Below are 20,724 nucleotides of genomic sequence, written 5' to 3' on the forward strand. Positions count from 1 at the left end.
TCGTACACGGTCCGATGCCGTGCGCCGGGCCGGGGGCCGCGGACTTCTCCACGCGGGGACTACTTCACGGTGTACGACTCGGCCGCGGGGGAGACCGCCGCCGGGCGGATCACCTTGAGGCCGCCGGGGGCCTTGGTGTCGGGTTTCATGATGACGCTCTGCCGGGTGGAGGGTGCCTTCGGGTCGGTGAAGTCGTGGGACATCCCGAAGTCGGAGCCGAAGCCCTTGATGGTGAGCAGGGCCTTGTCGACGCCGTCGCGGGTGAGGTCCTTGGCGTCGCAGGCCTTCTTCAGCGCCTCGCCGTAGACGGAGGCGGCGGTCCACCCGGCGACGACGCCGTTGTCGAGGCCGTCCTTCGGGTAGGCCGCCGCGTACTCCTTCGCCAGCTTCGCCGGTCCGGCGCCGGGGTCGCCGATGGGGAGGGTGGAGGCGGCGACGTAGTAGTCGGCCAGCAGCGCGGGGCCGGCCGGGGTCGCGAGCAGCTGCGGTGCGAAGGCGGAGTTGTTGCCGACGACCGGGACCTTGAAGCCGGTCGCGGCGGCGACCCCGACGAGCGAGGCGGCCTGACGGGGGCCGGCACTGACGACGATCGCCTTGACTCCGGCCTGCTTGAGCGCGGAGACCTGCGCGGTCATGTCGTTGTCGGTGGGCTTGATCTTCTGCTCGACGACGGTGAGGCCGGACTGTCCGGCCGCGTACTTCGCACCGGCGAGCGCGTTCTCGCCGTAGTCGCCCTCGAAGTACACCTGACCGATCTTGTCGCCCTTGGCGATGCGCTTCTCGGTGAGGAGGTAGTCGATCAGGTTGATCGTCTCGATGTCGTACGTGGCCCCGATGACCCGTACGTACGGGGAGCCGAGCAGATTGGCCGACCAGGCCTGTGGCAGCACCACTCCGTGGTCCTGGCCGTCGATGCGCTGCTCGACGGCGGCGACGAACGGCGAGCCGATGAACTGGGTGAAGCCCAGGACCTCGGGTGCGAGCTCGGTGTAGCCGGCGATGGCCTTCTGCGGGTCGTAGCCGTGGTCGCGCACGGTCAGCTCGATCTTCCGGTCGCAGATCCCGCCGGCGGCGTTGGTCTGCTCGACCCAGAGTTGCTGGGCCTGGGTGACGCTCTTGCCGAGCGAGGCGTACACCCCGGTCATGTCGGTCAGCGCGCCGAGGGTGATGGTGGAGTCGCTGACGCCCTGGCCGGTTTTGATGCCGCCCTTGTCGGACTCGCTGTCCTTCCCCTCGGTGGCTTTTCCGCTGCACCCGGCGAGGGTGAGGGCAAGAGCCGCGACGACGGCTCCGATGACACGCTTTCTCATTTCTTCTCCCCTGATTTCTTCGGACGCGTAAGGCCACCGGGCATGAACAGGACCACCGCGACGACCGCGGCGCCGTAGAGATAGCGGGACGCCTCGCCGGGTGCGATTCCGCCCGTACCGGGGGCGGAGACCAGCGGGAGGGACTCGCTGTAGTGGGTGAGCACCTGCGGGAGCAGGGAGACGAAGGCGGCGCCGACGACCGCGCCGGCGACGGTGCCGAGACCACCGATGACGATCATGGCGAGGTATTCGAGCGAGAGGGCCATGCCGAAGTACTCGGGGACGGTCCGCTGGAAGACCAGGGCGAGCAGGACGCCCGCGAGGCCCGCGTACATGGACGAGAGGACGAACACCCCGGCGCGGTACCGGGCCACCGGGACGCCCATCACCCCGGCGGCGATCCGGTGGTCCCGGATGGCGTTGAGCGCCCGGCCCGGCCTGCCGCGCAGCACGCCGCGGGCGAAGAGCCCGCTGAGCACGAGAGCGGCGAGGGCCACGTACCAGAGCTTCTCGGAGGAACCGAACGGCACTGCGGCGACGACGAGTTCGGATTCGTCGAAGGTGAACCCGAAGACCGACAGCGGGGGAACGGCACGGCCGTTGAAGCCGCCGGTGAGCGATCCCGCGTTGAACAGCACGTGCTGGCCGATGAAGATGAGCGCGAGGGTGGCGATGCCGAGGTAGGCGCCGCGCAGCCGGGCCGCGATCGGGCTGAAGATCCCGCCGGCCAGCCCGGCCAGCGCCACGGCGAGGATCGCGGCGAGCCAGGTGGGCAGGCCGAGTCCGGTGAGGCTGTGGCCGTTCGCCTCGCTCGGCTCCCCCGCGAAGACGCAGTAGCCGTACGCGCCGACGGCGAGGAAGAAGCCGTGTCCCATGGAGAGCTGGCCGGTCGCCCCGGTCAGCAGGTTGATCCCGATCGCGCCGATCGCGGCGGCCATGGCGAACAGTCCGGCCTGGAGCCAGAAGCGGTCCAGGTAGAACGGCAGCACCAGCATCAGGACCGAGCCGGTGAGCCAGAGGTACGGGCGCGGGCGGCGCAGGCGTTCGCCGTACGTACGGGCCGAGAGGGCCCGGGTGGTCGGGGTGGGGGTCCGCTCGGACGTGGTCTCAGACACGGGCCGGCTCCTTCGTGCCGAAGAGTCCGGCGGGCCTGATCAGCAGCACGATCAGCATCACCAGGTAGGGCGCGAGGTCGCCGATTCCCCGTCCGAGGAAGGAGAGATCGCTCTGGTAGCCCGTGGCGAAGGACTCGGTGACACCGACGAGGAGTCCGCCGGCGAGGGCCCCGGTGGTCGAGTCGAGGCCGCCGAGGATCGCCGCGGGGAACGCCTTGAGCGCGGCGAGCGAGGTGGCCCGTTCGAGTCCGGGGGTCGGGAACACCGTGAGGAAGAGGGCGGCGACGGCGGCGAGTGCCCCGGCCACCGCCCACGCGGCGAGCGAGACCCGGCCGAGCCGGATGCCCATGAGGGCGGCGGTCCGCGGGTTCTCCGCGGCGGCGCGCATCGAGACGCCCCAGGAGGTGAAGCGGAAGGCGAGCAGGAACACGGTGATGAGCAGCGCGGCGGCGACGAAGGCGGCGATCCTCGTCTGGGCGAGGGTGACCCCGCCGACGGTGACGACGCCGCTGCCCCAGGGGTCGCCGAGCGGCAGCACGTCGGTGCCCATGCGCCGGGTGAGTTCGGTGGTGAGGAGGATGTCGACGCCGATGGTGACGATGGCCAGCACGCTGTGGTCGCTGCCCCGGTAGCGGCGCATGACGAGGAACTCGACGGCGGCGCCGACGACCGCCGCGCCCGCTGTGCCGGCGGCGAGCGCGGGCCAGAAGCCGATGTCGTCGTGGAGCACCGCGGTCACGTATCCGCCGGCGAGCAGCAGGGAGGCGTGGGCGAAGTTGACGACCTCGGTGGCCTTGAAGATGACGACGAAGCCGAGGGCGATGAGGGCGTAGACCGAGCCGATGGAGAGGCCGCCCAGGAGGAGTTCGACGAAGGTGGTCATTCCTGTTCTTCTCCCAGGTAGGCGCGGACGACGGCGGGGTCGTTCTGTATCTCGGCGGGGGTGCCGTCGGCGATCCCGCGTCCGAAGTCGAGTACGGTCACGGCGTCCGCGAGCCGCATCACCACGCCCATGTCGTGTTCGACGAGTACGACGGAGATGCCGAGGCTGTCGCGGACTCCGGCCACCACGGCGGCGGTCCGGCGGCGTTCGTCGGCGGTCATGCCGGCGACGGGTTCATCCAGGAGCAGCACCTCGGGTTCCATGCAGAGCGCTCTGCCGAGTTCGACCAACTTCTGTGCTCCGTAAGGCAGGGAGCCCGCGGGCCGGTCCAGCTCGGCTTCGAGGCCGATGAACGCGGCGATCTCGTGGACCCGTTCGAGGTGACGGCGCTCCTCCCGGGCGGCGGACGGCAGCCGGAGTCCGGCGGCGACGAATCCGGTGCGCATCAGCCGGTGCCGTCCGAGCAGCAGGCTCTCGGCGACGGTGGCGTGCGGCGGGAGCGCGAGGTTCTGGAAGGTGCGCGCGACGCCGAGGGCGGCGATCCGGTGGGCCGGCAGCCCGGTGAGTTCGGTGGTGCCGAGGTGAACGGTGCCGGAGGTGGCCCGGTAGACGCCGGAGAGCACGTTGAACGTGGTTGATTTTCCCGCGCCGTTGGGGCCGATGACCGCGTGCACGCTGCCGGGTTCGACGGTGAAGGAGATCGCGTCGAGGGCGGTGAGCCCGGCGAACCTGACCGTCACGTCGCGGACGGTGAGCGGGGCGGGCGAGGTGGTGCCCGGCGCCCCGGGGGCGGGGGTGGTTGCGGGGGTGGATGCGGTGGTCACGCCGACCACCTGCGCAGGGTGCGGGAGGCGCCTGCCACCGCGTCCGCGTCCTCGGCCGCCGTCTCGTCGACGACGCCGAGGTAGCGGCGGCGCACCTCGTCGGTGGCGGCGAGTTCGTCGGCCGGGCCGCCGAGGGCGACCTCGCCGACGTCGAGGACGTACGCGGTGGAGGCGAGGCGCAGGGCGATGGCCGCGTTCTGCTCGACGAGCAGCACGGAGGTGCCGCCCGCGTTGATCTCCTGGACGGTCTCGGCGATCTTCGCTGCCATCAGGGGGGCGAGGCCGAGGGAGGGCTCGTCGAGCAGCAGCAGGCGCGGGCCGGCCATCAGGGCGCGTCCCATCGCCAGCATCTGCTGTTCGCCGCCGGACAGCAGTCCGGCCTTCTGGTGCGCGCGCTGGGCGAGCACCGGGAACAGCTCGTGGACGCGGGCGAGGGTGTTCGCCGTCTCCTTGCGTCCGCCGCGGGCTCCGAGGGCACCGGCCCGCAGGTTGTCTGCCACCGTCATCCGGGCGAACACCTGCCGCCCTTCCGGTACTTGGACCACTCCGGCGGCGACCACCTGTGCGGGCCGCAGCCCGTCCAGGGGGCGGCCGTCGAAGTGGATGGTGCCGGTGCCGCTTCCGCGGTGGAAGCCGAGGGTCCGCGAGACGGCCCGCAGCAGCGTGGTCTTGCCGGCGCCGTTGCCGCCGAGTACGGCGGTGATCGTGCCGGCCGGCACGTCGACCGAGACGTCCCGCAGGGCCCGTACCGGGCCGTAGCCCACGGACAGCGAGCGGATCTCCAGCGTTGCCATGCGTCCTCCTCCTTCCGCCTGCTCGTCGTGGTGGAGCCGGGCCGTCCTGCGGCCCGGCCGTTTCCGGGTCCGGCCGGGTCCGTCGTGACCGAAGGCCGCGCGCGGGTCCGTGGCGGACCTGTGCGGCGCATCCGGCAGGGGTTACGGGCAGCCCCTGGGCTCCACAGACCAGCACCGGCCCCGCCGTGCGTCCACGGCGTACGGCGGACTCGATGCGGGCGACCAGTGAGGGCGGCGCCGGGTTGTGCGCGCGCACAGAGGCGGCGCTCCCCCGTCGGCGGGAGGCGGGGGCCGGTGCCATCCTCGCCACGACGCGCGGCCTCCCGGCCCGCGGGAAGGGGAGAGCGGATGGCGCGGTGCGAGGAGGAGCCGGTCCGGGCCCTGCTCGGCGTACTGCTGGCGGGGCCCGTGACGCCGGAGCTGGCCGGGCGGGCGACGGCCGCCCTGGACCTGCCGGAGCTCGGGAGGTACGCGGTGGTGGTGCTGCCCGCCGCCGGGCGCGACGGTCCGCGCCCGGGGGGCGACGGCCCGCGCCCGGGGGCCGACGGCCGGGGTACGGGCCAGGTGGCCGACCGGCTCCGGTGGCTCTGGTGTCCGGGGCCCGAGCGGGACTTCGCCGTCGTGGCCCTCGGAGAGGGCGAACCCGCCCTAATCGCGCGGTGGTTGAACGAACTGCACGCGGGCCGGGCCGGGGTCGGCCCGGCCGTCGAGGGCCTGGCCGGGCTGCCCGTGGGCCGGCGGCTCGCCGAGGCGGCCCTGCTGACCTGTCCACCGGGCGGGACCACCGCCGTGACACTGGAGCAGCGGCTGCCCGCAGCACTGTTGGCGAGTCAGCCGGAGCTGGCGGACCTGCTGGTCACGGACGTACTGGGTCTGCTGCCGGCGCTCCCCGAGGCCGAACGCGAGGTACTGATGGGGACGTTGGACGCATGGCTGGAGTGCGGCGGCTCGGCGGGGCGGGCGGCGGTCCGGCTGCACTGCCATCGCAACACGGTGCTCAACCGGCTGCGACGACTGGAGCGGCTGACGGCGCGGTCGCTGTCACGGCCGCGCGAGCTGGTCGAACTGACCCTGGCGCTGGACGCGTTCAGGCTGAGGGCTGCCCGGTGATCCGTGGTGGATCAGTACGCGACGGCGGATGCGGTGCATCGCACGGCGAAGGGACATCCGCATACGGGATGCATGCGGACGTCCCGACGACGCGGCGGGATGCCGCAGTTGTCGTCGCGCACCCGCCACGGATCGCGGGACGGCCCGTGGCTCGGTCGCCCCTGCGGGCGGGCCAGGTGCGGCGCGCACATGGCGCCGCACCGGGCCGCGGTGACAGCCCGTCGGTCAGCCGAGGTGGTCGCGGGCGATGGACTCCGCCGCACGCTCCAACAGGGGTCCGGCCTGGGCCATGGAGACGGCGGGGTCGGGCTCCAGGTCCGCCAGGGCGTAGGCGCGCGCGATGCCCGCCTTCTCCAGCTCCTGCGCTGTCAGCGCCAGTCGGCCGCACACCGCGACGACCTCCACACCGGCGGCGCGGGCCGCGGCCGCGACACCGGCCGGGGCCTTCCCGTGCAGGGTCTGCTCGTCGAGCGATCCTTCGCCGGTGACGACGAGCGTGGCGCGGGCCAGCGCCGGGGCGAACCCCAGCACGTCGAGCATCACCTCGATACCGGGGCGGAAACGGGCCCCCAGCCCGACCAGCGCGCCGTAGCCGATACCGCCGGCCGCTCCGGCACCGGGCAGCGCGGCCTGCTCCGGGCCGAGCACGGCGGCGTAGCGGGCGAGCGCCGCGTCCAGGACCGCGATGTCCTCGTCGGTGGCGCCCTTCTGGCGTCCGTACACGGCGGGGGCGCCCTTCTCCCCGGTCAGCGGGTTGTCCACGTCGCTGGCGAGGACGAGGTCCACGGAGGCGAGGCGGGGGTCGAGTCCGGAGAGGTCGGCTTCCGCGATGCGCGCGAGGCCACCGCCGCCGGGGCCGACCGGTGCGCCGTCCTCATCCAGGAACCGGGCTCCGAGCGCGGTCAGCATGCCCGCGCCACCGTCCGTGGTGGCGCTGCCGCCCACGCCGAACACGATGGTCCGGGCGCCGTCGTCGAGTGCGGCCCGCAGCAGTTCGCCGGAGCCGTAGGTGGTCGCGGTGAGGGGGGCGAACACGCCCGGCGGCAGGTGCTGGAGCCCGGACGCCTCGGCCATCTCCACCACGGCCGTGGTGGAGCGCAGCGCGTACGCGGCGTCGACCGGCTCACCGAGCGGACCGGTCACCCGGGCTTCCCGGCGCTCGAATCCGGCGGCGAGCGCGGCGGCGACCGTTCCGTCGCCGCCGTCCGCCACGGGCAGCGTCTCCACGTCCAGTCCGGGGACGACGCGTCGCAGTCCGGTGGTCACCCGCTCCGCGACCTGCGCCGCCGTGAGGGAACCCTTGAACTTGTCCGCCGCGACCAGCACCCGCGCGGTCACCATCTCTGCTGCTCCGTCCGCCACCCTGCATCCCTCACTGTCGAACAGACTCTCGTGCCGCTCGACCCTATCCGCAGCCCGCCTGATCTGCCCATGCTCCGGTCCCCGTAGGACCCGCGGCCGTCCCGGAACACGCCCGACGGGCCGCGCGCGAGGCGCGCGGCCCGTCGTGGGGAGCCCGTGGATGTCTCTTCTTTCAGGCGACTTCGGAGAGAGAGGTGAGATGGGCGAAGACGACGACGTTGGCGGAGTAGCCGGTCTTCTTGTCGAAGCGTCCGCCACAGGTGAGCAGCCGCAGCTCCGGGCGGTTCGTCGTCCCGTACACCTTGTCGTCCGGGAACTCGCTCTTCTTGTAGGTCTTGACGGTGTCGACGGTGAAGACGGCCGTCCGCCGGTCGGCGCGCTGGACCTTGACGGCATCGCCCCTGCGCAGGGCGTTCAGGTTCAGGAAGATGGCGGGGCCGGTCGCGGTGTCCCGGTGACCGACGATCAGGGCCGTGCCCGCCTCCCCCGGCGACGGCCCGTCCTGGTACCAGCCCGCCACTTTGGGCCGGTTGACCGGTGGGGCGCCCAGCCGGCCCTTGGCGTCGAGCTTCAGGCCGACGAGCGGGGCCTCGATGTAGATCGCGGGGATCGCGACCTTCACCGCCCGGGAGGGGCTCAACGGGGGGTGGGATTCCGGGATGCGCTCGGGCATGCGGTGCGGAGCCCTCCGGAACGGCGGCGACCCGCCGCCCGCGGCATCGGAGCCGCGGGCGGCGGCATGCGCCGTCGTATCGCCGGACGCATCACCGCATACGTGGACGATGCCTGCCACGAGGGAGAAGGTCGCGCACAGCGTCAGGGTGAGACGGCATGCGCGACTCGGCCCTCGGCGCCGCCGTCGCGGAGTGTTACGCCTCGCCACGGGCGCGTCGGCGAGCCGCCCGGCGGGCCAGGACGAGGCCGCCGAGTCCGGCCACCCCCGCCGCCACGGCGGCGGTGGTCCCCGCACCCGGGCCCGAGTCACCGTCGTAGCTCGCGGTCTCCAGGGTGGGAACGCCACCGCCGCCCGCGGGGACTCCGCCGGAGGGCCGGTTGCCCGAGGCTGCGGCCGGGGTGTCGGCGATCCCGGTGTCGGCAGCCGTGGTGCCGGAAGCGGCCTGGTTGTCGGCGGCCTGGCCACCAGCCGTCTGGTTGCGCTCGCCACCTCGGCCGCCGCGGCCGTCGTCGGGGCAGTTGACGACGAAGGTCCGCTGCTTGGTCAGGCTGCCCGGGACGATCCACTGGAGCTGGTAGGTGCCGTCCGGCAGCTGGTACTGCGGGCTGCGGGCCCTGCCCTGCGAGAGGGGGAGCGTGCCGGCCAGCACGTTCCCGGGCGGGACGGTCAGCGGCAGCTCCGTGATGGTCCAGGCGACCGACTGGAGGGTCTCGAAGTTGTTGGCCGACAGCCTGAACTGGCAGATCGAGCCGCCGTTCGCACGGCCGTCGCGACCCGCGTTGCGGATCTCGACGATGTTGAGGTCGCCGCTGTCGCCGGGGATGGCGAAGGCCTCGGGGGCGCAGGTGAGAGCGATGCCGGCGGCCGCCACGAGGGTGCCGGCGCGGAGGGCGTGGGTGCGGGTGGAGGCGGAGATGGACATGCGTGACTCCTCGAAGCCAGAACGATTGTCGTACTAATGGGAAGGGCACCCAAGGGATGTCACAGGTGATCCACAGGATGGGACCGGCGTGACCGACAACCCGTCAGAAATCCCCCCACCGGCCCATAGGCGGCGGGGCAAAAGCTCCCACGACGCGCGGACACCACCTGCGGGACAGCCCTTAATCTGGCGCGGTGACCACAACTGACGACTACGCCACCTACATCGCCGGCCTGCCCCGGATCCTGGCCGGCGCCGCCTGTCTCTTCCGCGACACGACGGGCCGGGTCCTGCTGGTCGAGCCGAACTACCGTGAGGGCTGGGCGCTGCCCGGCGGGACGATCGAGTCCGGGACCGGCGAGGGCCCCCGGGCGGGGGCGCGGCGCGAGACCTCCGAGGAGATCGGCCTCGACCTGGAGCCGGGGCGGCTCCTGGTGGTGGACTGGGTACGCGGCGCGGCCCGTCCGCCGATCGCGGCATACCTGTTCGACGGCGGGGTGCTGAGCGAGGCGCAGCTGGCGGCGATCGTCCTCCAGGAGGAGGAACTCCTGTCCTGGAAGCTGGTGGAGCGTTCCGCTCTCCCCGAGCACCTCCTCGGGTCGCTCGGGCTGCGGGTGGAGGCCGCGCTGGCGGCTCTCGACTCGGGTGACGGAGCGGTGGAGCTGGAGGACGGACGGCCGCCCGCCCTCTGACGGGCGGTCCGCGCCGGGGAAACCGGTCGCCGTCGAGAACGAGGCGGGCACGTGGCGCGGGAGGCGGCCCGGCAGGGCCGGGAAATCCGGTCGTCGGACGGACCGCCGCTCCGTAGGCTCCCCGCATGACTCTCGTCGCGATCCTCAGCGGTGCCGGCGTCTCCACGGACTCCGGCATCCCCGACTACCGGGGCCCGAACGGGCTGTGGACGCGGGACCCGGAGGCCGAGAAGCTCGTCACCTACGACTTCTACATGGCCGATCCGGAGATCCGCCGCCGCGCCTGGCAGATGCACCGCACCAGCGCGGCGTGGAATGCCGGGCCGAACGCGGCTCACCGCGCGGTGGCGGGTCTGGAGCGGTCCGGTACGGCGGTGCGGGTCCTCACGCAGAACGTCGACGGCCTGCACCAGGAGGCGGGCCTCTCCGCCCGCAAGGTCGTCGAGCTCCACGGCACCGCCCGCGAGGTGGTCTGCACCCGGTGCCACGCCCGCTCCCCCATGGCCGACGCGCTGCGCCGGGTGGAGGCGGGCGAGCCGGATCCGGCGTGCACGGGCTGCGGGGGCGTCCTGAAGTCCGCGACGGTCATGTTCGGCGAGCGGCTGGACCCGGAGGTGCTGGCCCAGGCGGTGGCGATCGCCAAGGGGTGCGAGGTGTTCGTCGCGGTGGGTACCACGCTCCAGGTGCACCCGGCGGCCTCGCTCGCCGGTCTGGCCGCCGACCACGGAGCCCGGCTGATCATCGTGAACGCGGAGCCGACCCCGTACGACGACCGGGCCGACGAGGTGGTGCGGGAGCCGATCGGTGCGGCGCTCCCGGCCCTGCTGGAACGGCTGGCGGCGGGCGGTGCCGGTTGAGCCCCGCCGGTGGGGGTGGGGTAGTGTTGAGGGCTGCGAAGGGGAGTAGCCCCGAAAACCGGTCGTCGACACACTGGAGTCTCCGGATTCCCGGTGGCCGGGCCCGTTGATCGTTGATCATGGCGGGTGGGCGAGACCTTCGGTCAGGTATGACACACCCGCGCCCTGCGGGTGCTGCGTCGTGCCGGGCCGAGTGGTCCTCCGAGAGCCCGTGCGGCGCTTCGCGAAGGCCCGGGGCCCGGCTCTCACAGAAAGCCACCCGGAATGCACCTCGACCCCCTGGCGATCATCACCGCCTTCGGGCTCATCTTCCTCGCCGAACTGCCGGACAAGACGATGTTCGCGTCGCTCGCCATGGGCACGCGCATGAAGCCCCTGTACGTCTGGTTCGGTACGTCGTCCGCGTTCATCGTCCACGTGGCCATCGCGGTCGGCGCGGGTGGTCTCCTCGGGCTGCTGCCCGACTGGATCGTCAAACTGGTCTCCGCCCTGCTCTTCGCCTTCGGCGCCTTCATGCTGCTGCGCGGCGGGGGCGACGACGAGGACGAGGACGAGGAGGTCAAGACCGTCACCGGTTTCTGGCCGGTCTACGGAACGGCGTTCATGGCCGTCTTCATCAGCGAGTGGGGCGACCTCACCCAGATCACCACGGCCAACCTCGCAGCGAGCAACGGCGCCTGGTCGGTGGCGATCGGCTCCGCCGCCGCGCTGATGTCCGTCTCGGCCCTGGCGCTGCTGGCCGGCCGGTTCATCGCCAAGCGGGTGCCGCTCAAGACCGTCCAGCGGGTCGGCGGAATCTGCATGCTCGGGCTGGCGATCTGGACGGTGACCGAGATCTTCACCGGCTGACGTCCCCTTACGGGCGTGTACGCGCGGGAGCCCGGTGACCGCCGAGACGGTCACCGGGCTCATGCGTGCCGGGAATCCTCGGCCCCGGCCCTCGGACCCAGTCCTCAGCTCCCTCAGCCCTCAGTCCTCGGCTCTCAGAACAGCGCCAGGGTGGCGTTCTCCGTGCCGCGTTCGAACGCCAGCAGGCGCTGCTTGCGGTCGAGCCCGCCGCCGTATCCGGTGAGGCTCCCGGAGGCACCGATCACGCGGTGGCAGGGGACGATGATCGAGACCGGGTTGCGGCCGTTGGCCAGGCCCACCGCGCGGGAGGCGCCGGGCTTGCCGAGCCGGCCGGCCAGTTCGCCGTAGGAGAGCGTCTCGCCGTACGGGATGCGCTGGAGCTCCGTCCAGACGGTCCGCTGGAACGGGGTGCCCTCCAGGTGCAGGGGCAGGTCGAACTCGGTGCGGGTCCCGTCGAAGTACTCCCCCAGCTGGCGGACCGCCTCGGCGAAGGAGCCGGTGTCCACCTCCTCCCCGAACGTCTCGCGCGCCGGCTGGTGGCGGTGGTCGGTCATGTACAGGGCGCTGAGGACGCCGTCGGTGGCGACGAGAGTGAGCGGGCCGTAGGGACTGTCGAGGAGCGTGTGGGTCCTGGTGTGCGGGAGGACGGTGGTGCGCATGGGGTGCTTCTTTCGGGGTTCGGAGGTCGGGACGCTCGTCGGGGCCGGGGTCAGGGGCCGGGGTCACTCGGGCAGTCGGTTGATGGGGTGCCCGTCGACGGTCCACAGGTACTGCACGGCGTAGGCCCGCCAGGGCCGCCACCCGGCCGCCCGTGCGGTGAGCGCCGCCGGGGTCGACGGCAGCCCCAGCCGCTCGGCCGCGCGGCGGATGCCGAGGTCGGTCGGGCAGAAGGCGTCCGGGTCGCCGAGGGCCCGCATGGCGATCACCTCCACGGTCCACGGCCCGAACCCGGGCAGCGCGGTCAGCGCGGCGCGGGCCTCGTCCCAGTCGGTGTCGGCGGCGTCCAGCCGGAGCGAGCCGTCGGCCAGCGCGCCGACGAGGGTGGTCAGCGTGGTGCGCCGGGTGCGCGGCAGGGCCAGCGCCTCGGGGTCCAGCCCGGCCAGCGCCTCCGGTGTGGGGAAGAGGTGGGTGAGCCCGCCCTCGGAGTCCTCCACGGGCTTCCCGTACGCCGTGACCAGGCGGGCCGCGTGGGTGCGGGCGGCGGCGGTGGAGACCTGCTGGCCCAGTACGGCGCGTACGGCGAACTCGGCACCGTCCACCGTGCGCGGCACCCGGCGTCCGGGCGCGGCGTCCACCAGGGGGGCGAGCAGCGGGTCGGTGCGCAGCTGGCCGTCCACGGCGACCGGGTCCGCGTCCAGGTCGAGCAGGCGGCGGCAGCGGCTGATGGCGAGGGTGAGGTCGCGGGGATCGGTGAGCTGGAGGCGGCAGGCGATGTGGTCGGGGCGCGGGGAGAGCGCAACGATGCCGTGTCCGTGCGGGAGGGAGAGGGTGCGCCGGTAGGCGCCGTCGCGCCACTCCTCCACGCCGGGGACGGCGGTGGCGACGAGGTGGCCGAAGAGGTTGCTGGGGTTGAGCGGGGCGCGGTACGGCAGACGCAGCGCTATCACACCGGGTGTGGTGGCGGTCCTGCTGCCGCGTTCGGCGCGGGTACGCAGCTCGCCGGGGGCGAGGGCGAAGACTTCGCGGACCGTCTCGTTGAAGGTGCGGATGGAGGAGAACCCGGCGGCGAACGCCACCTCGGCCATCGGCAGTGCGGTCGTCTCGATGAGGACCCGCGCGGTCTGGGCCCGCTGGGCGCGGGCCAGGGCGAGCGGGCCGGCTCCGAGTTCGGCCAGGAGCTGGCGTTCGATCTGGCGGGCGGAGTAGCCGAGGCGGGCGGCGAGCCCGGGGACGCCCTCGCGGTCGACGACCCCGTCCTGGATGAGGCGCATGGCGCGGGCGACGGAGTCGGCGCGGGCGTTCCACTCCGGGGAGCCGGGGCTGGTGTCGGGCCGGCAGCGCTTGCAGGCCCGGAACCCGGCCTGCTGGCAGGCGGCCGCGCTGGGGTAGAAGGTCATGTTCTCGACCTTGGGCGGCACGACGGGGCAGCTGGGACGGCAGTAGATCCGGGTGGTCAGGACCGCCGTGAAGAACCATCCGTCGAAGCGGGCGTCCTTGGACTGGACGGCCCGCACGCAGCGCTCGGTGTCGGTGTGCATGCTTCAAGCATCGGTCACCCGGGAGCCCGGGGCTGGCGGAAATCCGACATGGAGGTCGCGCGGGATTCCGCCGCCCGGGTTCACCGTGCGGTGCGCAGGCTGCGCCAGACCGCCCGGGCGGCGTGGTGGCCGGACATGCCGTGGACGCCGGGGCCGGGCGGTGTGGCCGAGGAGCAGAGGAAGACCGCCGGGTGGGCAGTGGCGTACGGGACACGGGCGAGCTTGGGGCGGATGACGGTCTGGAGTCCGGCGAAGGCGCCGCAGGCGATGTCGCCCCCGACGTAATTGGCGTTGTGCGCGGCGAGTTCCCGCGGTCCGGCGACGGCCCGGGCCAGCACCAGGTCGCGGAATCCGGGTGCGAAGCGCTCCAGCTGGCGCTCGATGACCTCGGTGGCGTCGCCCTCCCAGCGCGCCGGCACGTGTCCGTACGCCCAGAAGACGTGGCGCCCCTCGGGGGCGCGGGTGGGGTCGGCCAGGCTGGGCTGGGCGGTGATCAGGAACGGGACGCTGGGGTCGCGGCCGTCGACGGCGGCGCGGAGCGCGGCGTCGATCTCGGGGGCGGTCGGTCCGACGTGCACGGTCCCGGCGCGCCGGGCCTCCTCGGCCGTCCAGGGGACCGGGCCGGAGAGCGCGTAGTCGATCTTGAAGGTGGCGGCGCCGTAGCGGTAGTGGCGGTAGGCGTTGCCGAGTCCGGCGATCCTGGCGAGCGCGGTCGGCGAGGTGTCGAAGACGTAGGCGCGGGCGGGCGGCAGCTCGTCCAGGCGCTTGACCTCGATGCCGGTACGGATGGTGCCGCCCTGGCTGCGCAGATACGAGGCGAGGGCGTCGGAGATCGACTGCGAGCCGCCCCGGGGCACCGGCCAGCCGTTGGCGTGCGCGGCGAGCGCGAAGATCAGGGCGATCCCGCCGGTGGCCACCCCGGAGGTGGGGGCGATGGCGTGCGCGGCGAGCCCGGCGAGGAGCGCGCGGGCCTTCTCGTCGCGGAAGCGCCGGGAGAGCAGCGTGGCGGGCTGGAGGGCGTCGAGGCCGAAGCGCACCCAGCGGTACGGGTCGCGGGGCAGGCCGAGCCAGGGGGTGCGCAGGAAGTCCTGGGCGAGGGTCTCCCAGTGTCCGAGGTAGGGGGCGACGAGCCGTCGGTAGGTGCCCGCGTCCCGGGCGCCGAGCGAGGCGGCGGTCTCACCCACCGACCGGTTGAGCACGGCGGCCGTGCCGTCCGGGAAGGGGTGGGCGAGGGCGAGTTCCGGCTGGATCCACTCCAGCCCGTGGTCGGCGAGCGGCATCCCGGCGAACGCCGGGGAGCCGATGCCGAGCGGGTGGACGGCGGAGCAGGGGTCGTGGCGATAGCCGGGGAGGGTCAGCTCCCGGGTACGGGCGCCGCCGCCGACCGTGTCGGCCGCCTCGAAGACCTCCACCGCGTAGCCCCGGCGGGCCAGTTCGGCGGCGGCGGTCAGTCCGTTGGGCCCGGCCCCCACGACGACTGCGTCAAGCATCTGCGACACCTTGGGACTCCTTCGCGGGGCGGCGGGCAGGAGACCCAGGATATTCCCGCGCGCGGGCGGCGTACGCGTGGGTACCCTCCGCTCCGATGACCGACTCCGCGCAGAAGACCGCCTCCGCCGTCGCCGCCATGGCCGCCCGCCTGGTCGACGTGGACGGGGTCCGTGCCGTCGCCCTCGGCGGCAGCCGGGCCCGTGGCACCCATCGCCCCGGCTCCGACTGGGATCTGGGCCTCTACTACCGGGGTTCGCCCGATCCCGGCGCGCTGACCGCGCTCGCCTCCGAGGTCCAGGGAGCGCCTGCGACGGTCGAGGGGCCGGGCAGTTGGGGTCCCTGGGTGAACGGGGGCGGCTGGCTGCGGGTCGGCGGCGTCGCCGTGGACTGGATCCTGCGGGACCTGGACCGGGTGGAAGCGGTCTGGGCCGACTGCCGGGAGGGGCGGTACGAAGTCGGGGTGCAGCCGGGGCATCCGCTGGGCTTCTGGTCGCCGTGCTATCCGGGCGAGGTCGCTCTCGGGCGCGTACTCGCCGATCCGGCAGGCGAACTGACGGCACTTCAGAAGCAAATCCGGAACTACCCGGAGCCGTTGCGGCGGGCCCTGGCGGACGGGGCGTGGGAGGCGGAGTTCCTGGTGGATTCGGCCGCGAAGTCCGCCCCGGCGGGCGACACTCTCCACGTGTCCCTCTGCCTGTCCCGGGCGTTCGGGATTCTCGCCCAGGCGCTGCACGGGCACCACCGCATCTGGTGCCTGAACGAGAAGGGCGCGCTGGCCGCCGCGGCGGCGCTGCCGGAGACTCCGCCCGGCTTCGCGGAACGGGTGGCCCGCGCGCTGCGCGATCTCGGCCCGGGGGCGGTGGAGACGGCCCGGGACGTGGTGCGGGACGTGCGCGCGGTACTGGCGCGCGGGAGGGCCTGAGCGGGGGCGCACGGTGCGGCGAGGCCGCGCCACCGGGCGCTGTGGGATCTCGGGACGCCGTGGGACCTTGCGGCGCCGTGGCGTCAGACGTTGCTGAGGAGGGCCTCGCGGACGCGGGCGACGGTGGCCTCGTCCCGGCCGACCGCGAACGGCAGGTCGTTGTCGCCGGCCAGCCTGAACCGCGCGCCGGACAGCGTGGCGTGGGACCCGCCGGCCTCGCCGACCAGCAGCAGCCCCGCCGCGTGGTCCCAGGCGAACTCCCAGTTGAAGGCGAGTGCGTCGAGGTCGCCCCGGGCTACGGCCAGGTACTCCAGTCCGGCCGAACCGCAGGCGCGTGCGTCGATGCCCTCGGTCCGCAGTCCGAGCAGGGCGCGCTTCTGTTCGTCGGTGGTGAAGTCGGGGTGGGACATCGCGACCCTCAGTACGGCGCCGGGCTCGGGCGAGCCGGACCGGAGCGGCGCCCCGTTGAGCGTGGCGCCCCGGCCGCGTACCGCGACGGCCATCTCCTGGAGCACGGGAGCGTACGTCCACGAGGCGATGAGCTCACCGTGGTGGGCGAGGGCGACGAGGGTGCAGAATCCGGACTCGCCGCGGACGAACTGTCGGGTGCCGTCCACGGGGTCCACGATCCACACCGGTGCGTCCCCGGACAGCGCGCCGTACACGGCCGGATCGGCGTGCACGGCTTCCTCGCCGACCACCACCGAACCCGGCAGGATGCGGGTCAGCGCGGCGGTGAGGTGCTTCTCCGCCTCCCGGTCGGCGCTGGTGACGAGGTCGTGCGGACCGCTCTTCTCGATGATGTCGTCCGCGGCGAGCTTGCGGTGGCGGGGCATGATCTCGGCGGCCACCGCCTCGCGTACCGCCTCCTCGACCAGCGCCACCTGCCCGACACTCCCGGCACTTCCGGTGTTCCGTGGGTTCCGTGCGTTCTCGGCGAGAAAGTCATCGATCATGTCTCCAGCTAAGCACGGTCCGGCCGTACCCCCGAAGGCGGACGGGTTTCCGGCCCGTGAAACCCCCTGTCCGGGGACGGGGCCGCCCGGAACGCGGGCAGGCCCCGCCCCGGGGCCCTTCAGGCTTCGAGCCTCATGTACAGGCGGGTGCCCCGGGGCCGGTAGCCGAGGCGCTCGTACACGCGGCGTGAGCCCTCACCGGAGAACTCCAGCCAGACCGACTCGGCGCCCCGGTCGAACATCGCCCCGGTCAGCGCGGCCGTGACCGCGCCGGCGATGCCCCGGCCCCGGAAGGCCGGGCGGGTGCCGACGCCGGCGAGTTCGGCGGTCCCCACCGCCGGGGCGGAGCAGGAGGCGCCGCCCGCGCAGCTGCCGTCGGACGCCCGGACGAATCGGACGCCTCCGCCGCTCTCCTGGGTACGCCGGAGCCGGGCGGTGCCGTGCGTGGTGGGGGCGAAAGCCCCGTCGAAGGATTCCGAGAGGGCGGCGTCGATCGCCGCGTACTCCTTCTCGGAGACCGGCGTCTCCACGAGGAGGTCCGGACCCTTGCCGACAGGCCTCGGAATCAGCGTGGCGGGGGTGCAGACCAGGTAGGGGTGCACCTCCTCGACGGTGAAACCGGCGCCCCGCAGCGCCGCCTCCACGGCGGGGGCGGCGTCCGGTGCGAACTCCAGGCGGGGCAGCAGCCCGCGCCCGCGGAAGGCGCCGACGAGGGCCCGCACGTCGTCCGGGGTCGGCCGGGCGCCGGGCAGCGGGGTGGCGTAGTTGATGTACGGACTGGACGTCGCCGGGTCGAATCCCGCGACGAATCCGCCGGTCTCCACGACGACGGGACGGCGCCGGAGATTGACGACGGCGAAGCTCTGGACGTTGGTGTCCATGATGCTGGTGACCTCACGAAGGTGACAGGGAGGGAACGCGCCGCACGGCCCGTGACGGGCGCGCGGAATCGCGTGTTCTTGTTTGTCGCGCCTGCTCCGGGCAGGGAGAGGCGGCGGTGCGCCGGGCACCGCATCGTGGGGCCGTCGTGCCGAGTGGCGTGGTACCGGCCGGCAGGTGCCGCCGAGGCGGACCTGTCAGTACCGACGACGGCCGCTGAGGGACGTCGTGGACAATTGGCTCATTCCTTCGCGATCCGTCTGTACGGGCCAGGAGGGGACCCGTACGCCGTGGGGCGGGGAAAGCGTGCCACTGCGGCTCCGGGCACGCAATCTTTTTTCCGGGACGCTCAGTCTCCGTTCCGGGACGGGCGCACCGCCGGTTCCCACGGCCTTCGCTTTCCCGCATGCGCACCACCGGCCGGGCCCGCCCGCGTCCGCCGGTTGGCGTCACCGGCGGAGTCCGTCCTACGGTCGAGGGGTCGGCAACCGACGACGCAACCCCCACGACCCCCGGAGATGTGCGAGATGGCGAAGATCCTGTTTGTGGTGACGGGCGCGGACCACTGGACCCTGGCGGACGGCAGTAAGCACCCCACCGGTTTCTGGGCCGAGGAGGCCGTCGCTCCCTACGAGGCGTTCAAGGCGGCCGGCCATGAGGTCGTCGTCGCCACCCCCGGCGGGGTCGAGCCGACCGTGGACCGCGGGAGTCTCGCCCCGGAGGTCAACGGCGGGCAGGAGAACGCGGACCGGATCGCCGCGACGCTGGCCGGCATGGACGAGCTGCGTACGCCGCTGGCCCTGGACGACGTCCGGCTGGACGATTACGACGCGGTGTTCTACCCCGGCGGCCACGGCCCCATGGAAGACCTCGCCGTCGACCCCGTGTCCGGTGAACTCCTGACCCGCGCGCTGGATTCGGGCAAGCCGCTCGGCGTGGTGTGCCACGCCCCGGCCGCCCTGCTCGCCGCGAAGCGCCCGGACGGCTCCCCCACGTTCGCCGGGTACCGGCTGACCGGGTTCACCAATGCGGAGGAGACCCAGGCGGGCTTCGCGGAGAAGGCGCGCTGGCTGCTGCAGGACCGCTTGGTGGAACTGGGCGCGGACTTCCAGGAGAGCGACCCGTGGGCGCCGTACGTGGTTACCGACCGGAACCTGGTCACGGGTCAGAACCCCGCCTCCTCGGCGCCGTTGGCCGCCGAGCTGGTCAAGAGGCTCGGCTGATCGTTCTGTTCCGTCCCGTCCAGGCTCCGTTCGGCCCGGATCGGCTCGGATCGGCTCGGATCGGCTCGGCTCGGGCGCCCGCTGTGCGGGGCGTCAGTACCAGTCGCGGTGGACGGGCGGCTGGCAGAGCTCCAGGATCACGTCGCCCGCTTCCGGCTCCTCGGCGGGAAGCGGGCGCACCCGGGCACCCACCTCCACCAGGTGCGGTGCGGCCCCGACGACTTGGCAGCGGAAGACGAACCCTTCCGGGAAGCGGACCAGGGACTCGTTACGGGCATCCTCGGTGTAACGGTGGACGACCGCGGTCCGCACGACGACCCCGTCCCCGGAGCTGCGCTCCGGGGCGAAGTCGCTCGACGCGCAGACCGGGCAGAGCAGCCGGCGGAAGGAGGCCGTCCCGCACCAGCGGCAACGCTGATAGGGCAGCCCTGTCTCCTCGGCCACCTTGTGCGCGGTGCCACTTGCTGACTGGAACATGTCGGGACCCCCTGCGCTCGGCTCGAACGCGCCGCACCTCGACAGCGGCGCGTCCGCACCATATGGCACTCAGTGCCTAGAGGTAAAGACACTGAGTGCCCATTGTTGCAATCGGCCGCCCCGGCACCCGCATTCGCCCGCCCCCGGGCCCCCGCGTTCGGCTCCCCTGCCGTCGCGTTCGGTCCTCCCCCGCCGGCCCCGCGTTCAGCCCTCCCCCACCGCGGCCTCGATCTGCTGGACGACCCTCCACATGGGGGTTCCGCGCTGCGCGACCATCACGATCACGTCCCGCGCGGAGCCCCCGGCGCCCTCCGCGCCGCCCACCTCGAACACGCCCGGCACCGCGGTGCGCGCCACCGGTCCGGCCGGGGCGGACCAGAGCTCGCGCACCATGTCGAGGGCGTCGTCGACGGCCGCCCGGGCATCTCCCTCGCCGCCCGAACGCAGCCAGAGGCGGAGGCCGTTGTTGTGCGCCGCCGCCACCGAGGCGGCGGCCACCTCGGCCCGCAGCACCCCGTTGGGCAAGTTGCGGTAGGCGTGCCGGAGATAGCCCGCGAAGATCTGTTCGTACCGCCGCACGACGGAGAGTTCGTAGGCGCGCAGACCCGGCACCTCGCGGGTCAACCGGTAGCGCCGGACCGAGAATTCGGGCTTCGCCGCATACATGTTCAGCACGATCCGCGCCGCGTCGCAGACCGTGCCGATCGGGTCGGCGGCGTCCCTGCCGTCCGCGGTCTCAGCCGCCTCCGCCGCGGCGAGGAAGGCCGTCGTCTCGGCGAGGCAGCCCTCGTGGTCCGGGAAGACCACGTCGTCCTTCGACGGGAAGTAGCGGAAGAACGAGCGGCGTCCGACCCCGGCGCGCGCGACGATGTCGTCCACCGTGGTCCGTTCGAAACCCTTCTCCATGAAGAGCTCGAACGCCGCCTCGGCGAGCGCCTCCCGCATGGGGGCCTTCTTCGCTGGTCTGCGCGCATCGGTCATGCCGCGCAACGTAGCACCGGACACCCCGATCTGGCACTGCGTACCTTTACAGAGGGTACTGAGTGCCATAATCTCGGCACTACGAACACCACCAGGTAGGAGAGCCGTCGTGAGCTTGAGGATCGTTGTCTGTGTGAAGTACGTGCCCGACGCGACCGGTGACCGGGGGTTCGCCGATGACCTGACGGTGGACCGTGAGGACG

The 20,724-nt window shown here is 73.1% G+C and carries 21 protein-coding genes and 1 pseudogene; 7 read left to right on the forward strand and 15 right to left on the reverse strand.

Annotated elements, in window-relative coordinates; genetic code table 11:
- Window positions 1–59: 59 nt before the first annotated feature.
- Genes ACWCSV_RS25415 through ACWCSV_RS25435 form a run of 5 tightly spaced genes read right to left on the reverse strand, consistent with a single transcriptional unit; the run spans window position 60 to window position 4,926 of the window.
- Window positions 60–1,310, reverse strand: coding sequence for an ABC transporter substrate-binding protein (locus ACWCSV_RS25415; RefSeq protein ID WP_451145886.1), 1,251 nt, complete (start codon window positions 1,308–1,310; stop codon window positions 60–62).
- Entirely contained in the window at window positions 1,307–2,425 is a 1,119-nt protein-coding gene (locus tag ACWCSV_RS25420; protein WP_451145888.1) for a branched-chain amino acid ABC transporter permease, read from the reverse strand. The genes ACWCSV_RS25415 and ACWCSV_RS25420 overlap by 4 nt, the downstream gene beginning before the upstream one ends.
- On the reverse strand, window positions 2,418–3,308 hold the full coding sequence (locus ACWCSV_RS25425) for a branched-chain amino acid ABC transporter permease (protein WP_451145890.1): 891 nt from the start codon (window positions 3,306–3,308) through the stop codon (window positions 2,418–2,420). The genes ACWCSV_RS25420 and ACWCSV_RS25425 overlap by 8 nt, the downstream gene beginning before the upstream one ends.
- Window positions 3,305–4,132, reverse strand: coding sequence for an ABC transporter ATP-binding protein (locus tag ACWCSV_RS25430; protein WP_451145892.1), 828 nt, complete (start codon window positions 4,130–4,132; stop codon window positions 3,305–3,307). Before ACWCSV_RS25430 ends, ACWCSV_RS25425 begins: the two co-directional genes overlap by 4 nt.
- Window positions 4,129–4,926, reverse strand: a complete 798-nt coding sequence (locus tag ACWCSV_RS25435) for an ABC transporter ATP-binding protein (protein WP_451145894.1) — start codon at window positions 4,924–4,926, stop codon at window positions 4,129–4,131. Before ACWCSV_RS25435 ends, ACWCSV_RS25430 begins: the two co-directional genes overlap by 4 nt.
- A 348-nt stretch (window positions 4,927–5,274) precedes the next feature.
- On the opposite strand from ACWCSV_RS25435, the gene ACWCSV_RS25440 reads away from it, so the two are divergent.
- Window positions 5,275–6,036 (forward strand): helix-turn-helix domain-containing protein, encoded by a 762-nt coding sequence (locus ACWCSV_RS25440; RefSeq protein WP_451145896.1) that lies wholly within the window; start codon window positions 5,275–5,277, stop codon window positions 6,034–6,036.
- Between the two features lie 225 nt (window positions 6,037–6,261).
- On the opposite strand, the gene ACWCSV_RS25445 is transcribed toward ACWCSV_RS25440, so the two are convergent.
- The 3 genes from ACWCSV_RS25445 to ACWCSV_RS25455 form a co-directional block, all read right to left on the reverse strand.
- Window positions 6,262–7,377, reverse strand: a complete 1,116-nt coding sequence (locus tag ACWCSV_RS25445; RefSeq protein ID WP_451145922.1) for a glycerate kinase — start codon at window positions 7,375–7,377, stop codon at window positions 6,262–6,264.
- Window positions 7,378–7,570: 193 nt separating this feature from the next.
- Window positions 7,571–8,218 carry a class F sortase gene (locus ACWCSV_RS25450; RefSeq protein ID WP_451145924.1) on the reverse strand — a complete coding sequence of 216 codons (648 nt, stop codon included), beginning with the start codon at window positions 8,216–8,218 and terminating at the stop codon, window positions 7,571–7,573.
- 49 nt (window positions 8,219–8,267) lie between these two features.
- Entirely contained in the window at window positions 8,268–8,996 is a 729-nt protein-coding gene (locus ACWCSV_RS25455; protein WP_451145898.1) for a hypothetical protein, read from the reverse strand.
- Window positions 8,997–9,190: 194 nt separating this feature from the next.
- Between ACWCSV_RS25455 and ACWCSV_RS25460 the strand changes: the two genes are divergently transcribed.
- The 3 genes from ACWCSV_RS25460 to ACWCSV_RS25470 all read left to right on the forward strand — a co-directional run bounded on the left by ACWCSV_RS25460 (window position 9,191) and on the right by ACWCSV_RS25470 (window position 11,394).
- A complete protein-coding gene (locus ACWCSV_RS25460; RefSeq protein WP_451145900.1) occupies window positions 9,191–9,688 on the forward strand; it encodes an NUDIX domain-containing protein in 498 nt (165 codons plus the stop codon).
- Between the two features lie 125 nt (window positions 9,689–9,813).
- Window positions 9,814–10,545 (forward strand): SIR2 family NAD-dependent protein deacylase, encoded by a 732-nt coding sequence (locus ACWCSV_RS25465; RefSeq protein ID WP_451145902.1) that lies wholly within the window; start codon window positions 9,814–9,816, stop codon window positions 10,543–10,545.
- Window positions 10,546–10,809: 264 nt separating this feature from the next.
- Entirely contained in the window at window positions 10,810–11,394 is a 585-nt protein-coding gene (locus ACWCSV_RS25470) for a TMEM165/GDT1 family protein (protein WP_327178988.1), read from the forward strand.
- A 134-nt stretch (window positions 11,395–11,528) separates the two neighbouring features.
- Here ACWCSV_RS25470 and ACWCSV_RS25475 read toward each other — a convergent pair whose 3' ends face one another.
- The 3 genes from ACWCSV_RS25475 to ACWCSV_RS25485 all read right to left on the reverse strand — a co-directional run bounded on the left by ACWCSV_RS25475 (window position 11,529) and on the right by ACWCSV_RS25485 (window position 15,091).
- Complete coding sequence (locus ACWCSV_RS25475; protein ID WP_451145904.1) at window positions 11,529–12,053, reverse strand: methylated-DNA--[protein]-cysteine S-methyltransferase; 525 nt, start codon at window positions 12,051–12,053, stop codon at window positions 11,529–11,531.
- 63 nt (window positions 12,054–12,116) lie between these two features.
- Window positions 12,117–13,592: an AlkA N-terminal domain-containing protein gene (locus tag ACWCSV_RS25480; RefSeq protein WP_451145906.1), complete on the reverse strand. Its 1,476-nt coding sequence runs from the start codon at window positions 13,590–13,592 to the stop codon at window positions 12,117–12,119.
- Between the two features lie 80 nt (window positions 13,593–13,672).
- Window positions 13,673–15,091, reverse strand: coding sequence for a phytoene desaturase family protein (locus ACWCSV_RS25485; protein WP_451145908.1), 1,419 nt, complete (start codon window positions 15,089–15,091; stop codon window positions 13,673–13,675).
- Between the two features lie 86 nt (window positions 15,092–15,177).
- Between ACWCSV_RS25485 and ACWCSV_RS25490 the strand changes: the two genes are divergently transcribed.
- Window positions 15,178–16,005 (forward strand): nucleotidyltransferase domain-containing protein, encoded by an 828-nt coding sequence (locus ACWCSV_RS25490; protein WP_451145910.1) that lies wholly within the window; start codon window positions 15,178–15,180, stop codon window positions 16,003–16,005.
- 83 nt (window positions 16,006–16,088) lie between these two features.
- Here ACWCSV_RS25490 and ACWCSV_RS25495 read toward each other — a convergent pair whose 3' ends face one another.
- Entirely contained in the window at window positions 16,089–16,961 is an 873-nt protein-coding gene (locus ACWCSV_RS25495; protein ID WP_451145912.1) for an inositol monophosphatase family protein, read from the reverse strand.
- Window positions 16,962–17,080: 119 nt separating this feature from the next.
- Complete coding sequence (locus tag ACWCSV_RS25500; protein ID WP_451145914.1) at window positions 17,081–17,842, reverse strand: GNAT family N-acetyltransferase; 762 nt, start codon at window positions 17,840–17,842, stop codon at window positions 17,081–17,083.
- Window positions 17,843–18,367: 525 nt separating this feature from the next.
- Here ACWCSV_RS25500 and ACWCSV_RS25505 point away from each other — a divergent pair.
- On the forward strand, window positions 18,368–19,063 hold the full coding sequence (locus ACWCSV_RS25505; protein WP_451145916.1) for a type 1 glutamine amidotransferase domain-containing protein: 696 nt from the start codon (window positions 18,368–18,370) through the stop codon (window positions 19,061–19,063).
- 93 nt (window positions 19,064–19,156) lie between these two features.
- Here the strand turns inward: ACWCSV_RS25505 and ACWCSV_RS25510 are convergent, their stop codons facing one another.
- Both ACWCSV_RS25510 and ACWCSV_RS25515 read right to left on the reverse strand, forming a co-directional pair.
- Window positions 19,157–19,540, reverse strand: a complete 384-nt coding sequence (locus tag ACWCSV_RS25510; protein WP_450778487.1) for a Zn-ribbon domain-containing OB-fold protein — start codon at window positions 19,538–19,540, stop codon at window positions 19,157–19,159.
- Between the two features lie 204 nt (window positions 19,541–19,744).
- On the reverse strand, window positions 19,745–20,485 hold the full coding sequence (locus ACWCSV_RS25515) for a TetR family transcriptional regulator (RefSeq protein WP_451145926.1): 741 nt from the start codon (window positions 20,483–20,485) through the stop codon (window positions 19,745–19,747).
- A 145-nt stretch (window positions 20,486–20,630) separates the two neighbouring features.
- On the opposite strand from ACWCSV_RS25515, the pseudogene ACWCSV_RS25520 reads away from it, so the two are divergent.
- Window positions 20,631–20,724 (forward strand): annotated as a pseudogene (locus ACWCSV_RS25520) (electron transfer flavoprotein subunit beta); the annotation flags it as partial.

It is taken from the genome of Streptomyces sp. NPDC001770 (genome assembly GCF_053596135.1).

What these genes read in the sequence shown, in the direction of transcription:
- ACWCSV_RS25415 (WP_451145886.1), bottom strand. Translation starts at nt 1,310, where the DNA reads ATGAGAAAGCGTGTCATCGGAGCCGTCGTCGCGGCTCTTGCCCTCACC.
- ACWCSV_RS25425 (WP_451145890.1), bottom strand. Translation starts at nt 3,308, where the DNA reads ATGACCACCTTCGTCGAACTCCTCCTGGGCGGCCTCTCCATCGGCTCG.
- ACWCSV_RS25435 (WP_451145894.1), bottom strand. Translation starts at nt 4,926, where the DNA reads ATGGCAACGCTGGAGATCCGCTCGCTGTCCGTGGGCTACGGCCCGGTA.
- ACWCSV_RS25440 (WP_451145896.1), top strand. Translation starts at nt 5,275, where the DNA reads ATGGCGCGGTGCGAGGAGGAGCCGGTCCGGGCCCTGCTCGGCGTACTG.
- ACWCSV_RS25445 (WP_451145922.1), bottom strand. Translation starts at nt 7,377, where the DNA reads ATGGTGACCGCGCGGGTGCTGGTCGCGGCGGACAAGTTCAAGGGTTCC.
- ACWCSV_RS25455 (WP_451145898.1), bottom strand. Translation starts at nt 8,996, where the DNA reads ATGTCCATCTCCGCCTCCACCCGCACCCACGCCCTCCGCGCCGGCACC.
- ACWCSV_RS25465 (WP_451145902.1), top strand. Translation starts at nt 9,814, where the DNA reads ATGACTCTCGTCGCGATCCTCAGCGGTGCCGGCGTCTCCACGGACTCC.
- ACWCSV_RS25470 (WP_327178988.1), top strand. Translation starts at nt 10,810, where the DNA reads ATGCACCTCGACCCCCTGGCGATCATCACCGCCTTCGGGCTCATCTTC.
- ACWCSV_RS25475 (WP_451145904.1), bottom strand. Translation starts at nt 12,053, where the DNA reads ATGCGCACCACCGTCCTCCCGCACACCAGGACCCACACGCTCCTCGAC.
- ACWCSV_RS25480 (WP_451145906.1), bottom strand. Translation starts at nt 13,592, where the DNA reads ATGCACACCGACACCGAGCGCTGCGTGCGGGCCGTCCAGTCCAAGGAC.
- ACWCSV_RS25490 (WP_451145910.1), top strand. Translation starts at nt 15,178, where the DNA reads ATGACCGACTCCGCGCAGAAGACCGCCTCCGCCGTCGCCGCCATGGCC.
- ACWCSV_RS25495 (WP_451145912.1), bottom strand. Translation starts at nt 16,961, where the DNA reads ATGATCGATGACTTTCTCGCCGAGAACGCACGGAACCCACGGAACACC.
- ACWCSV_RS25500 (WP_451145914.1), bottom strand. Translation starts at nt 17,842, where the DNA reads ATGGACACCAACGTCCAGAGCTTCGCCGTCGTCAATCTCCGGCGCCGT.
- ACWCSV_RS25505 (WP_451145916.1), top strand. Translation starts at nt 18,368, where the DNA reads ATGGCGAAGATCCTGTTTGTGGTGACGGGCGCGGACCACTGGACCCTG.
- ACWCSV_RS25510 (WP_450778487.1), bottom strand. Translation starts at nt 19,540, where the DNA reads ATGTTCCAGTCAGCAAGTGGCACCGCGCACAAGGTGGCCGAGGAGACA.
- ACWCSV_RS25515 (WP_451145926.1), bottom strand. Translation starts at nt 20,485, where the DNA reads ATGCGGGAGGCGCTCGCCGAGGCGGCGTTCGAGCTCTTCATGGAGAAG.